The sequence below is a fragment of the Mesorhizobium sp. NPDC059025 genome (assembly GCF_042739655.1).
In the GTDB taxonomy this organism is placed as follows: Bacteria; Pseudomonadota; Alphaproteobacteria; order Rhizobiales; family Rhizobiaceae; genus Mesorhizobium.
The window spans coordinates 78,100-90,999 of record NZ_JBHYIM010000019.1 but is presented as its reverse complement, the minus strand read 5'-3'; the positions used below and the strand labels follow the sequence as shown (position 1 = coordinate 90,999).

At 58.8% G+C, this 12,900-nt stretch carries 10 protein-coding genes; 5 read left to right on the top strand and 5 right to left on the bottom strand.

Annotated elements, in window-relative coordinates:
* Positions 1 to 2,419 (top strand): thioesterase domain-containing protein (locus ACFWYE_RS29065; protein ID WP_379115518.1); only part of this gene is annotated, 2,419 nt, incomplete at its 5' end.
* Between the two features lie 100 nt (positions 2,420 to 2,519).
* On the opposite strand, the gene ACFWYE_RS29060 is transcribed toward ACFWYE_RS29065, so the two are convergent.
* A complete protein-coding gene (locus ACFWYE_RS29060; RefSeq protein WP_379115521.1) occupies positions 2,520 to 3,332 on the bottom strand; it encodes a glycosyltransferase family 8 protein in 813 nt (270 codons plus the stop codon).
* Between the two features lie 521 nt (positions 3,333 to 3,853).
* Between ACFWYE_RS29060 and ACFWYE_RS29055 the strand changes: the two genes are divergently transcribed.
* Entirely contained in the window at positions 3,854 to 4,615 is a 762-nt protein-coding gene (locus tag ACFWYE_RS29055; protein WP_379115517.1) for a 4'-phosphopantetheinyl transferase, read from the top strand.
* A gap of 140 nt (positions 4,616 to 4,755) precedes the next feature.
* On the opposite strand, the gene ACFWYE_RS29050 is transcribed toward ACFWYE_RS29055, so the two are convergent.
* The 3 genes from ACFWYE_RS29050 to ACFWYE_RS29040 all read right to left on the bottom strand — a co-directional run bounded on the left by ACFWYE_RS29050 (position 4,756) and on the right by ACFWYE_RS29040 (position 7,616).
* Positions 4,756 to 5,550 carry a nucleotidyl transferase AbiEii/AbiGii toxin family protein gene (locus ACFWYE_RS29050; protein WP_379115516.1) on the bottom strand — a complete coding sequence of 265 codons (795 nt, stop codon included), beginning with the start codon at positions 5,548 to 5,550 and terminating at the stop codon, positions 4,756 to 4,758.
* Positions 5,551 to 5,615: 65 nt separating this feature from the next.
* Complete coding sequence (locus tag ACFWYE_RS29045; protein ID WP_379115515.1) at positions 5,616 to 6,245, bottom strand: DUF6088 family protein; 630 nt, start codon at positions 6,243 to 6,245, stop codon at positions 5,616 to 5,618.
* Between the two features lie 462 nt (positions 6,246 to 6,707).
* Entirely contained in the window at positions 6,708 to 7,616 is a 909-nt protein-coding gene (locus ACFWYE_RS29040; RefSeq protein ID WP_379115514.1) for a LysR family transcriptional regulator, read from the bottom strand.
* A 163-nt stretch (positions 7,617 to 7,779) separates the two neighbouring features.
* Between ACFWYE_RS29040 and ACFWYE_RS29035 the strand changes: the two genes are divergently transcribed.
* A complete protein-coding gene (locus ACFWYE_RS29035; protein WP_379062775.1) occupies positions 7,780 to 9,306 on the top strand; it encodes an MFS transporter in 1,527 nt (508 codons plus the stop codon).
* A gap of 27 nt (positions 9,307 to 9,333) precedes the next feature.
* On the opposite strand, the gene ACFWYE_RS29030 is transcribed toward ACFWYE_RS29035, so the two are convergent.
* Positions 9,334 to 9,828, bottom strand: coding sequence for an Lrp/AsnC family transcriptional regulator (locus ACFWYE_RS29030; protein WP_379115512.1), 495 nt, complete (start codon positions 9,826 to 9,828; stop codon positions 9,334 to 9,336).
* 219 nt (positions 9,829 to 10,047) lie between these two features.
* Between ACFWYE_RS29030 and ACFWYE_RS29025 the strand changes: the two genes are divergently transcribed.
* Both ACFWYE_RS29025 and ACFWYE_RS29020 read left to right on the top strand, forming a co-directional pair.
* Positions 10,048 to 11,190, top strand: a complete 1,143-nt coding sequence (locus ACFWYE_RS29025; protein WP_379115511.1) for a trans-sulfuration enzyme family protein — start codon at positions 10,048 to 10,050, stop codon at positions 11,188 to 11,190.
* 44 nt (positions 11,191 to 11,234) lie between these two features.
* Positions 11,235 to 12,881: an ABC transporter substrate-binding protein gene (locus tag ACFWYE_RS29020; RefSeq protein ID WP_379115510.1), complete on the top strand. Its 1,647-nt coding sequence runs from the start codon at positions 11,235 to 11,237 to the stop codon at positions 12,879 to 12,881.
* Positions 12,882 to 12,900 lie beyond the last annotated feature (19 nt).

Sequence of the window (12,900 nt, the reverse complement as noted above, 5' to 3'; positions counted from 1 at the left end):
GACGATGCTGGCCGGCCTGTGGAGCGAGTTGCTGGGCGTCGAACGCATCGGGCGCCGCGACAGCTTCTTCATCCTCGGAGGCCATTCGCTGCTGGTTGTCCGATTGGTCGCCCGAATTCGCCAGGAGCTTGGCAAGGTCGTTACGATTCAGGATGTTCTGGTGCAGCCAACGATTGAAGGTATCGCTTCAGCAATCCGAAAACTGCAGATCAGGCCAAACACGGTAGAGGGAGTTGTCGAACTGAATTCAGCGGGCTCGCAGCGTCCCCTGTTCATTGTCCATCCGTCATCGGGAGAGGTCGGTGCCTATCCTGCACTCGCTTTGGCGATCGGTAAGGATATCCCTGTTTTCGGCCTGGAAGCAGCCGGCTTGCGCGACGACCTGCTACGCGCGGAGACGGTAGAACAGATCGCTGAAGAATATTTATCCCGTATCCGCAAAGTCCAGCCCACGGGGCCCTATCGTCTGGCCGCCTGGTCGCTCGGAGGCGTGATCGCCTATGAGATGGCGAGGCAACTTGCAAACGCGCACGAGAACGTCGAGTTCCTCGGTTTGATTGATTGTGCCAACAACCACGCAGTGGGCTACGCGGCACCGCGATACAAGAGCGATATTGACGACCTTTTGCTGCGCCTGAAGGAACTTGTTCCGGCGTTTCAAATTGGCGAGCTGACGGGTTGGCGACGAGGACCGCGCACGGCAGAGCATCTGATCAACGAATGCCGACGGGCTGGGTACTTTGACGACGGATTGACAGCCCAGGATGTGTTGAAGCGAACGAAAGTCTGGCGGCATCTGGTCTCTGCAGCCGAACGATACGTCCCATTGCCCAGCAGCGTGGCCATCCATCTCTTCCTCGCCCGGACATCGAGCGAGAGCGAGCTTGCCAACAGTTGGCGACTGCTGGTGGGCAATCGTCTTACTGTTGAGAAGATGGAGGGAGATCATCTGTCCATGATGGAAATCCCGCTGTGCAATCCATTGGGCGCGTCAATTGCGCGAGCGCTGACCTCCGGTAACACAAAGCCGTTTACCACCGCTCATGAACATCCTGGAAAAACGATAGCGTTCATTCTGTTCCCCGAAACAAGTGCGTTTAACGCAAGTTACAATCTGGCGCGTGCACTCAAGGGGTCGGGCCATCGCATCATCTATCATGGGCCAGCTAGGTACAGTTCGCGTGTGGCAGGGCAAGGCTTTGAATACCGTTCCTTGGATATGCCAATCCCACAGGCAGAACGATCACGCGGACGAGGATTTCGCGCGATCCTGGGCCGATGGCGTGCTGCACAGCTCCAGATGTGGCATCTGCTCGTGCAAATAAGGGCGTCCGACATCCGCTGCGAGACTGCGCTGATTGCCGACCAAACCGATCTCATCATCACAGATCCCTCGGCAAAAATTGGCGTCATACCTGCCTTGAAGCTCAAAATCCCGATGATCGCGCTCAATTCGACGTTGGCATCGAGCGGGACCAGAGATACACCGCCGGTTTTCAGTTCGCTGATGCCTCCGGCTGTCCGCACGTTTGGTTGGAAGCTTCGTAATTCCTTCGCATGGAGCCGGTGCCTGTTCGCTGCCTGGCGCAAGCAGGCCGCATCGGCCGGAATGCAAATCGTCATGGGGCTCGGAAGAGACCCGTTTTGGGCTGAAGTTCGCCGATCGGGAGGGACAATTCGCTGGAACGAATACGGGCCACATATTGCCGTACCTGAGCTTGTCACGTCTCCGCGGACGTTCGACTTTCCCCATTCGGAGGTTGACGCATCAAGGACGTATCTCGGCAGCAGCGTCGATCTGAGGCGATCGGACGGTGACTTCTGCTGGGATGGATACGACGCTGAAAAAAAGCTGATATACTGCTCATTGGGGACTTACAGTCACGAATATCGCCACGCCAAGAGACTTTTCCTCGCCGTCATCAATGCGGTTAAGGCAAGGGATGATATTCAGGCGATCGTTCAGGTCGGCTCCGCAGCCGAGGTTTCGGACTTCGGGGAGCTGCCAGGCCGGATCCGCGTCGTCAAGTTTGCACCGCAACTGGAAATACTAGAGAAGGCCGATGTGTTCGTGACACAGGCGGGGCATGGCTCCGTCATGGAAGCATTGTATTTTGGCGTCCCGATGCTGACATTTCCTTGCTGGTTTGATCAGTTCGGCAATGCTGCACGGGTCAGGTATCACGGTCTGGGTATTTGTGGGGATATCGCCACGATAGACGAAACAGAAATTGCAAGACTGCTTGATCAACTCGACCGCAGTGAAGTGAAAGATGCCGTGCTGAGAATGCAGAAGGTTTTCCGAACTCAAGCAAAGCCTATAGCGGGGGTGGAACTCATCGAGCGAATGATGCCGTACGCAGGGCCCGCGCATCGCCCAGCTGGTCTGGATGCAAGTCGGGTTCTAGAGCGTGTTTAGCAGCGCCCTGCGCCAGTCTCCTGTTTTGAGCGCCCCCTGCTGCTGCGAGCCCGAAATTCCAGATTTCCGGCTCGCCGGGCACCAGTGCTGAATTGAAATATTACTTCGCTACCTCATCGCGAATTCTGAAGTACATTTCTTTCAATGCGCTTTTTGGATAATCGTCGTTCCAAACTTTTTTGCTCGAAATGAAATGTGCTATTTTGATATCAGCAATGTCTATTGTTGGTGGTGAAGTTTCTTCGCACACTTTCATAAAGTTCCATTTATCCGAAATTTGGAGCCATTTGTTGTAAAGGGCGATATTCAGAGCATCCTGATCCGGAAGGCCAAGCTCATTTATGTTTGCCTTTAAATAGGATTCTGCTCGCTCCCTAACTCCGTGTTTTCTCCAGTTCCGCGTATCGATGACCATTATGCCGGAATTGAAATACGGATGCTGTAAATCGAGGTCTGGATAGGACGATAGGCCCGGAATGTCGGCCTCTCCCAATGTATGTAGGTACATATCCTTGACGGCAGCTACGATATTGTCGCCGAGTTCCAATCTGAACAGGTGTTCAATGTCGCCAAGGCATATTGTATCGCAGTCTATATAAACGATCCTCTCGATATTTTTCGGTATTACGGTATCCAAATAGATACGCGCCAGGGAGATTGGTGTCAGACGTTCGAAAATGGGAACGTAGACGTTTTCGAATGAGATGTTCATCTCGAGGTTCGTTATTATTTTGAATTCGACCCGCGTGGCGAGTTGTCGCCGTATTCGATCTGTCTCTTCTTCCGAGAGGTTTGAAGATATCAGCCAGAATTTTATCTTGTCGCGGTTGGAATGATTGCTTTTAAGTATTGTCTCCATAGAGACTTGTGCGGGGACGACGTAATTGCTGTCGAATGCCAGGCAAATGTCCATAGGCGCTACACCAAACGTTTTTGTGGTTGCCATTTCAGTCAGTGGTTAACAGCATAGGCAATGTTCGCCGAGGGCGTGTATGTAGTTTGTCCAATATTCCCCGTTTCAGCCATGGTATTTTCCTTCATTTCCATCACCAGACCTGCTGCTGGGCTGGATGGCGCCAAAGGCTGCTACGTCCGCGGTTCCGGTTTGGTGCCAGCCATAGTAGCTGGGGTCTCGTTTGAAGCAGCATGCATGTATGAAGTCGCTCTGCAATCAGATTGCCAAAACGGCTATCCGTCGCGAGGAATGGCAACGAAAACGGTGCCTCAAATGCTCAATTCCATTGTGGCGGCAGCAGGTGGGTTGCGTGCCGTCCGACGCCACCTTTGCCCGCTGACTTCGCCGCGCGGCGCGTTAGTTGCGGGCGGAAAATCGCGGAGACGGTCAAGGCCCTGGCAAACATTCTGGTGGGGCGGCACATCAGCAGCGACTTTTGACGCTCGCCGCATTTCCATGTCTTCTTGCAAGCGGACTGCATGATTATCGCGGGCGCGAGCAACAGCCTGCCATTCCCCCTCGAAGGTGTGGTGTGCCGGCGGTGTGACTACAGTTATCTCCCGTCTGAGCAACTCGCGTCGGTCAGGCATTTCGACCAAGGTTGGGACGCGGCAAAGCAAGGCGTGTTCGATCTGTCCGCGCCGGGAAGCCGTGGGAGCGCCTGGTTGGATTTGCCGCCGACGCTCGCATTGGCCGTGACCAGGCGCAGGGCGGATTATTTCGCCGGGCGCATCTGCGCGTCACTTGCGATCAAAGAACTGACAGGGCGAAGCTACGACATTCCCATAATGGCGGATCGAAGCCCTGCATGGCCAAAAGGAACGCTTGGTTCGATCAGCCATACGGCAGATCATGCGGTCGCCATCGCAGCCAGCACTGGGCTCTATCGCTTGTTGGGAGTGGATGTCGAAAAGCTCATCTCGCAGGAACAGCTGCAAGCGGTTCGAGAACTCGTGTGTTGCGACGGCGATATTGAGTTCCAGCCGGTGGAAATGCCGTACGATGCCTTCCTGACGCTGATCTTCTCGGCGAAGGAGGCCGTCTATAAGGCAGCGTACCCGCTTGTGAGGCAGGTGCTTGATTTCAAGGAAGTTATTGTCCTCGACATCACAGCCACAACAATCCGGCTGGCCTTCAGGCGGACGTCTCCTTTTGCAGGCATCATCCCTATCAGCATACCGGTACTTTACAGATTTTGCGGCCCATTATGCTTCTGTGTCGCTTACGATACGTGTTTATAGATGATCTTCTTTGGGCTATCCGTCGTCTCGTAGAGGGCCCGGGGAGCGCCATGATCATGCCGCAGGATTTGCAGGCCGTCTCGGGGAAGCTTTGTCGAGGGATTCGGCGTCAGTAGCAGCGTTCCAGGCCGGGCGGTGTTTTAGCTCGCCCAGCCCGAACGGAAGAAGGTTGCCTTGTGCTTCGCCACTTGCGCCAGCAGCTCGAAATCTCCAGCGGCGGCCTGGCCCTCATCCGTGGCGAGGAGCATGGCGAGATCATAATAATGCCGCGAGAAATATTGCGGCGTCGGTGACTCGGTCGGGCGATGCGCTTCCGCATGGAGAGCGGTCGCCTTTTCCCAGAAGGTGCGACGCGCTGACAACACAGTCACGCTTGTTTCGGGTCCTTCGAAGAAGCCGGGATAGTCATCGGCCGCATAGGGCCGGATGATCTTCTCCTCGATCGGCCAAGGATCGCCCCGCGCGCCAAGCTCCAGCTTCACGCGTGGCGTGATGTAGGCCATGCCGTCATATTCGGCTGCGGGCAGCGCTGTCGGATAATGGAAGTTGACCGTCTGAGCGTCGTCAGCGTCGATCTCGAGCGACCACTCGCCGTTCGCGGGCTCGCCGAGTTGTTCGACGATCGCAGTGCGCAGCGCCGGGAGAAGTTTCTCGGCGATGTGGCGCTCGACGTCGCCGACCAGATCGTCGATCTGCCGGGCTGCCTGCTTCTTGCTGATCCCTTCCTTTTCGGGATCACGATCGCCGGTGTATCCGAGTTCGGCGCGGGCGAACGACAGATCGATATACTCGGAGAACCGGCGAATGGCGCCGAACGCTTTGGAAAGCGACGTGCCACCTTTGAAAACGAGGCTCGCTGCGGTGCCTTTCGGGAGACCGAACAGGCGCTTTAGGCTCCAGCAGACCCAGAACTTTTTCGATGATCGTGTCGGCAACGCCCCGCCCGACACCCGTCTCCCCGAAGAGAGCGGCGCGATCTGCGACAGGGAGATGGGCGACCTTATCCACCGACGTCGGCCGCCGCCGCATTGGCGATCGAGACGAGCGTCGGTCGCATCCAGGCAGGCGCTTGAATGGCGGTCGAGGCCAACTTCTTCTTATCGTTGGCCGAAAGCCGACGCGCGGCAACCTGCGCCACGTCGGCGGCGCGCACAGGGCCGACGTGGCGAAGTGCCTGAACGACCGTGCCGGCGGGACTGCCTGGCGCGATCAGATGCTTAGGCGAGGCATGGCGAAGATCGACGACGCGCTTTCCGAGCACCACGCGACGCGAAGGACCATCGGTCAAATAGGTGCTCTGAGCAGGAACCTGCGTCGAGAGGCCGAGGGCGTTCGCGGCCCGTGCGCCAGCAATCTGCACCTGCGAGCCGGTCTCCCGGGCGAGAGCTTGGGCGACATCGTCGGGAGCGGGAGAGAGAGGCCCGAGCTTCGGATGCAGCTTGGGGAAATCATACAGCCCGCGCGCGAGCCGGCGAAGCTGCCCGCCCTTGACCAGCCGGGAGAGGGCCTGGTCGACCGCTGCGCGGGCCGCAACGGCCAGGAAGTCGGTGGGCGTGAAGACGCTGCCGCGTCCGCTGGCGCGGACACGCTTCATGACCCGATCGGGAACTGAGGCGGCGATCATCTTCATGTGTCAGAAAATAAGGCATCGTTTTCTGACATGCAAGGGGCGGCTTAGGCTGCCGGTGGATCAGCCGCCTGACCATCTCGATTCACAGTGTCCGATCTGCTAAATGGGGTGGTGACGGTAGTTTTTGGGTCAGCGGCCGGGTTGATGCTGACCGAAAAATTCAGTCCCGAGGGCCGATTGGTCCCGATAGACCCCGGAACCGCCAAAAAATTTCCGGCGAAAAATCCCTGCAAAATCAAAAGCGTAGGATTTTGACGGTATCAGCGTCGGTGTTCTACGCTGGCGATAAAGAATTTGACAATGAAATCAGATGGTTAGAAGGTATTTGAACAATCGAGTGGGAATGATTTTGGCCCGGCTGGCGGTGTCCGGAATCATGCGCTTATGCGCCATAACGCGCACTGGACTGAAGGCTTCAGCCTCCCGTCTGCGGCGATAGTTTCCAGCGGCTGGAGTTCACGTTCAAGAAACCCCGTTCAACGCGCGAGTGTCGTGGGTTGGAGTGTGCTCAGCTCTCGTGGGTGAAGGACGATGTTCGCGGAAAGCCGCGGCGAGGGTCCTGAGGGCGGCCCGCGATTTAGCGTCCGTCAGCGTCGAGAGCAGGATGATTTCCGATGAGGGAAGTGCCGGCAGCCCAAACCGCCGACTGACTTCCACGGTGCCGGCAGGTGCCAGTCGGCACGAGAACACCGAGGTCGCCAGGCCGACCGCGACGGCTTCCGCGACGGCAAACGTGCCGCAGCCGAGGAACACTTCCGTCCAGGCTATGCCGGCGTCGTCCAGCGCGCGTGTCGTGAGATTGCGGATGGCGCAGGTCGGCGACGAGGCGGCCAATCGCAACGGCTCGTCTGCGCGGCGCTCAAAATCCGGAGTTGCGAACCAGCCGAAATGTTCCTGAGCGAGCACCTCGCCATCCCGTCGGTCATCTTCCCGGCGGATGATGGCGGCGTCGATCTCGCCGCGATCGAACGCGGCGAGCAGGTCACGGGAATCGTTCAGCCTTACTTCGATGGTGAGAGCGGGATCATGGGCGCTGAGACGGGCCAACAAGGTCGGCAGCTCCGGCCCGCCGACATGGCTGGCGATGCCGAGCGCGAAGCGGCGCCGGGTGGATGTCAGCGTGGCCATCGCGTGGTCGTGGGCTTTGAGAAACTCCCGCGCAGCCTCGATGAACAGCGCGCCCTGGGCCGAGAGACGCACCTGGCGCGGAGTCCGCTCGACTAGCTTGTGGCCGACCTGATCTTCCAGCCTCTTCAACTTGACGCTGATCGCTCCCTGCGTGGTGCCGAGTGTTTCGGCGGCGCGTGTGAAGCTCTGGAAATCGGCGATGGCCAGAAATGCCTTCACCGCGTCGACATCCAATGAGGCCATGCCATCCATCCGGATTTGTTGTCACTGAAATGTAGGTTCATCCAGTTCTAAAATCATCCAGCGGAACCTAGTTTTTCGCCCAACGCGCAACACGCGTCGGGCCGCGCTCCTCTCCTGCACTCCTGGACCGTCGGCTGCCGACCCAACTGTCGAAAGGCTGACCATGCCAAATGCCCTGACCCGCCGAGGCGGCGTCGTTCTCTCCGCTGTCTGCCTTGCATGCCTGATGTTCGGGCTGGAGATATCCAGCGTCCCGACGATCCTGCCGACGCTGGAAAAGGTGCTGCAGGCCGATTTCAAGCAGTTGCAGTGGGTGATGAACGCCTACACGCTCGCGGTCACCACCGTGCTCATGGCGGTCGGCGCGCTGGCGGATCGCTATGGGCGCAAGCGCGTCTTTCTCATGTCCATCGCTGTTTTCGGCATCGCTTCATTGATCTGCGGCGTGGCCGGGGATGTTCAGACCCTCATCGCCGCACGCTTTCTGCAGGGCATGAGCGGCGGCGCGCTGTTGATATGCCAGATTGCCGTGCTCTCGCACGAATTCCGGGAAGGCCGTCAGCGCGCCATCGCCTGGGGCTGGTGGGGTGTCATCTTCGGCATAGGGCTGGGCTTCGGGCCGATCATCGGGGGTGGCATCGTCGCGGTCTCGAGCTGGGAGTGGGTTTTCCTCATCCATGTGCTGCTGGCCGTGGTGGCCTTTTCGCTCACATTGGCTGGCGTCCATGAATCGAAAGACCCGCAGGCAGGCAGACTCGACGTCGCTGGCATCCTCTCCTTGTCGCTGGCAGTCTTCTGTCTCGCCTTTTACATCACTCAGGGTTCTGATTTCGGTTTTGCCAGCACCACCGGCCTTGCGATCCTTGGCGTATCGATCACGAGCCTGATCGCGTTCGTCATTGCCGAGAAGGTCAGCGCCCGTCCGATGTTCGATTTCTCGGTGTTTCGCATTCGCTCTTTTTCCGGTGCGATCATCGGTTCGTCGGCGATGAACACGAGCTTCTGGCCATTCATGATCTATCTCCCGATCTGGATGCAGGCCGGCCTTGGCTATGACAGCGTCACGGCAGGTCTTTCGCTGCTTGCCTACACGGTTCCGACATTGGTCATGCCGCCATTGGCGGAACGCCTGTCGCTTCGCTATCAGCCAAACCTCGTCATACCGGCGGGCTTGTTCACGATCGGCGTCGGGTTTTTCCTGATGAAGTTAGGCATTGCCTCGACGAACCAGAGTTGGCTGACAATGCTGCCAGGATGCTTGATCGCCGGCATCGGTCTCGGGATCGCCAACACTCCTGTTACCAACACGACGACGGGCTCGGTCTCAAGCGACCGGGTGGGGATGGCGTCTGGCATAGACATGAGCGCGCGAATGATTTCGCTGGCGGTCAACATCGCCATCATGGGCCTCATTTTGGCAAGTGGCGTCGCCGCGCATCTCAGGCAGGCGCTGCCCGAACTGGACGCCACCCAAATCCGGCCGCTCGCCGAGAGGATTTCCGCCGGCGACAGTGTTTCGATCCCAGGCCTGACAGGCGCAATCGTGCATGATGCGCTGGCAACTGGCTTCGGATGGGTAACGTTGTATGGCGGGATGGGAGTATGGATCATGGCTGCGATGAGCCTCCTGATCTTCAACGCAGGAGCGTCCCGCAAGTCGACGGCTCCCCAATCCGAGCCATCCGAATGATCCTGGCGGGGACGAGCCGATCGGGGGTCAGGTTTCGTCAAAGACGCAGGTTGGTTGCATCTTTACGTGCTGTGCCACGGCTATCGAGCGATATGTCTTGATGATCGGGCACCTGCGCATGAATTCGCGCGTCAATTCGCGAAATTCTTCCATATCGGCGACGTTGAGACAGACGAGAATATCCGTGTCGCCGGTTATCACATCGCAGCATGAGACGTGCGGCGAAGATCTCAAGACGTCCAGCAGTTCGTTGAACATCTGGAGCTGATGGGATGACAGCGATATCTCGACCCAGATCGCCATCTTGCGCTCGGCATAGGCACGGCTGACGATCGATACGTCTCCGACAATCACGCCGCTGTCGCGCAGGCGGCGAATCCGGCGATGGCACGCGGGCTGGGAAATGCCCACCTTGTCGGCCAGTTGCTGGAAGGTCTGCAAACTGGACTGCTGAAGCAGGTTCAACAGCTTTCGATCGGTGCGATCCAGACTCACCCGTGCCGAGGACATAAAGCGCTCCATTGACCTCCAAGGTCCTAGGCGCATCCCCGTTCCCGGGCAAGGCCGGTTACAGTCGTGCATTGAAGGGGGGCACGACGGTTTTATGCGCGAGAGGGGCCTGCAGGTTATAGATTTGCCGCCCGGCACGCCAAAATAGAGAAAATCATAGGGTGGGCTGATGCCATGATCGGCTGGTGTCGCCAGTCCGAAGCCAAGCGCTTCGCATCATCGCAGGTTCGAATGTCGCCCTACGCCGCCGATACAATTCTTGCCCAGGGATCGGGCCGGGAGCACGACGCCACCGGCGCGATCGTTCCGCCGATCCACCTGGCAACGACCTTCCTGCGTTCGCCCGAAGACGAACCATCGAGTGGATGGAGCTACAGCCGCTATGGCTATCCAGGTCTGGAGCAGCCTGAAACGACGCTCAAAACCCTCGAGGGCGCTGCCGACTGCCGCCTGTTCAGTTCCGGCATGTCGGCCATGACAGCGGTCATCATGGCGCTTCGCCCTGGCGACCACTGCGTGTTCCCCATCGACATGTATCATGGCTTGAAGACCTGGCTGAACGCACATTCAAGTCATTGGAATGTGCGGATCGACCATGTCGACATGACCGACCCGGACAAGGTCCGTGCAACGATGATCCCCGGCGTGACCCGCCTGGTCTGGCTCGAGACGCCGTCCAATCCTCACTGGCATATCTACGATATCGCCGGTCTGGCCGAAATCGCACATCGGGCAGGAGCGAGACTCGTCGTCGACAACACGGTGGCGACGCCGATACTCACCCAACCCATAAAGTTAGGCGCCGACATTGTCGTTCATTCAGCCACCAAATATCTGAACGGACACAGCGATGTCCTGGCTGGCGCGGCGCTGACGGCAGCCGATGACGATTTCTGGAAGCGCGTAGCGTTCAACCGCGATTATCACGGCGGCATCCTGAACCCGTTTCAGGCTTCCCTGCTTCTGCGCGGCATGCGCACGCTCCACCTGCGTATCGCCCGTTCCTGTGCATCAGCCATGGCGCTTGCCGAGGCCCTCCAGCGACATCCCGGGGTAACCGCGGTTTATTACCCTGGCCTGCCGACGCATCCCGGACACGCCCTGGCTGCCCGGCAGATGGCGGGCGGGTTCGGCGGCATGCTTTCGATCGTCGTTGCCGGCGGAGCCAGCGAAGCACAGCGGACCCTGACGCGCACGCGGCTCTGGAGGCCGGCAACCTCACTGGGTGGGGTTGAAAGCCTGATCGAGCGGCGCGCGGCGGTCGAAGGCGCCGGTTCTCATCTCGATCCCGGCCTTCTGCGTCTTTCGGTAGGGGTGGAGGCGACCGCGGATCTGCTCGACGATCTGCTCGCAGCACTTTCCTCCGCGAAGTGACGAGCGCCCATGCGTGAAACCCCTCAACTCAAAAGGAATGCGCAATGACCCTTCCTGACCGCACCGCAAAGCCTGTACCTGCCGTCATCACGCAGATGGCGGAAATGGCGACCGCCAACACTATGGACAGGCGCGAGTTCCTGACCATTGCCAGCACCATGGGGCTTTCGGCGGCCGCAGCCTATGGATTGCTTGGCCTGTCGGCCCCGGTTCCCGCACACGCGCAAAGCCCAAGGAAGGGTGGCGTGCTGAAGGTGGGCATGCTGGTCAAGCCGCTCAAGGACCCGCGCACCTTCGACTGGGGCGAGATGGGCAATCTCGGGCGCCAGATGCTCGAACCTTTCGTCAAATACACGGCCGATTTCACTTTCGAGCCGGTGCTGCTCGAAAGCTGGGACGTCAATGACGACGCCACCGAATATGTCCTGCATCTGCGCAAGGGCGTGAAATGGAACAATGGCGACGACTTCGACGCCACGGACGCGCTCTTCAACCTCAATCGCTGGTGCGACAAGAAGGCGGAAGGCAACTCCATGGCCGGTCGCATGGCGGCACTCGTCGATCCAGCCACCGGCAAGGCGCGCGAAGGCGCCATCACCAGGGTCGACGATCACACCATCAAGCTGATCCTGGCGAATTCGGATATCTCCATCATTGCCAGTTTTGCGGATTTTCCGGCGTTGCTCGTCCATCGCAGCTTCGAAGAAACCGGCAGCGATCTGGTCAGGCATCCGATCGGGACGGGCCTGTTTGAACTCGTCTCGTTCGAGACGTCGGTTCGAGCGGTGTACAAGCGGCGCGAAAGCAGCTGGTGGGGTGGCGAAACCTATCTCGACGGCGTGGAATTCATCGACTACGGCAGCGATCCGAACGCGCTGGCGAGCGCTTTCGAGTCCGGCGAGGTGCAGGCCAATTTCGAAACCACCGGCGACCAGGTCGCGGTTTTCGATGCCTTGGGCCTTTCACGCAGCGAGGTGCTGACAGCGGGTACTCTTGTCGCACGCTTCAACGTGACCCATGCCCCTTATGACGACCAGCGCGTCCGCAGGGCCATGCAGCTTGCGGTCGATAATGCGGCCATTCTCCAGATCGGCTACGGCGGTCTGGGCAGCGTTGCCGAAAACCATCACGTATGTCCGATCCATCCTGAATATTTCGAACTGCCCAAGATGACGCGGGACCTGGCAAAGGCCAAAGCGCTCATGGAGGAAGCCGGCAAGCTCGAGTTCGAGCACGAACTGATCAGCGACGACGAGGACTGGCACAAGAACACCGCCGACGCGATCGCCGCTCAGGTCAGGGAAGCCGGTTTCAAGATCAAGCGTACGGTATTGCCGGGCTCGACCTTCTGGAACGACTGGACGAAATTCCCCTTCTCCTTGACCGGATGGACCATGCGCCCGCTCGGCGTGCAGGTCCTTGCACTCGCCTACCGATCGGGAGAAGCTTGGAATGAAACGGCGTTTTCCGACAAGGAATTCGACGCAAAGCTTAGCGAGGCGCTCTCGATCGCCGATGTGAAGAAGCGCCAGGCCGTGATGCGCGACGTCGAGAAAATCCTTCAGGATTCCGGGGTGATCATCCAGCCTTACTGGCGCAAGATCTTTGTTCACTTCGCTGCATCGCTCAAGAACCATCGTGCCCATCCTTTGAACGAACTGAACTTTGAGAAAGTGTGGCTGGATGCGTGAGCGTGGCCACACGGTCCTG

Excerpts from the sequence above, each read along its gene's own strand:
- ACFWYE_RS29025 (WP_379115511.1), top strand. The coding sequence starts at position 10,048 with ATGTCGCCCTACGCCGCCGATACAATTCTTGCCCAGGGATCGGGCCGG.
- ACFWYE_RS29060 (WP_379115521.1), bottom strand. The coding sequence starts at position 3,332 with ATGGACATTTGCCTGGCATTCGACAGCAATTACGTCGTCCCCGCACAA.
- ACFWYE_RS29045 (WP_379115515.1), bottom strand. The coding sequence starts at position 6,245 with ATGAAGATGATCGCCGCCTCAGTTCCCGATCGGGTCATGAAGCGTGTC.
- ACFWYE_RS29030 (WP_379115512.1), bottom strand. The coding sequence starts at position 9,828 with ATGGAGCGCTTTATGTCCTCGGCACGGGTGAGTCTGGATCGCACCGAT.
- ACFWYE_RS29020 (WP_379115510.1), top strand. The coding sequence starts at position 11,235 with ATGACCCTTCCTGACCGCACCGCAAAGCCTGTACCTGCCGTCATCACG.
- ACFWYE_RS29040 (WP_379115514.1), bottom strand. The coding sequence starts at position 7,616 with ATGGCCTCATTGGATGTCGACGCGGTGAAGGCATTTCTGGCCATCGCC.
- ACFWYE_RS29055 (WP_379115517.1), top strand. The coding sequence starts at position 3,854 with ATGATTATCGCGGGCGCGAGCAACAGCCTGCCATTCCCCCTCGAAGGT.
- ACFWYE_RS29035 (WP_379062775.1), top strand. The coding sequence starts at position 7,780 with ATGCCAAATGCCCTGACCCGCCGAGGCGGCGTCGTTCTCTCCGCTGTC.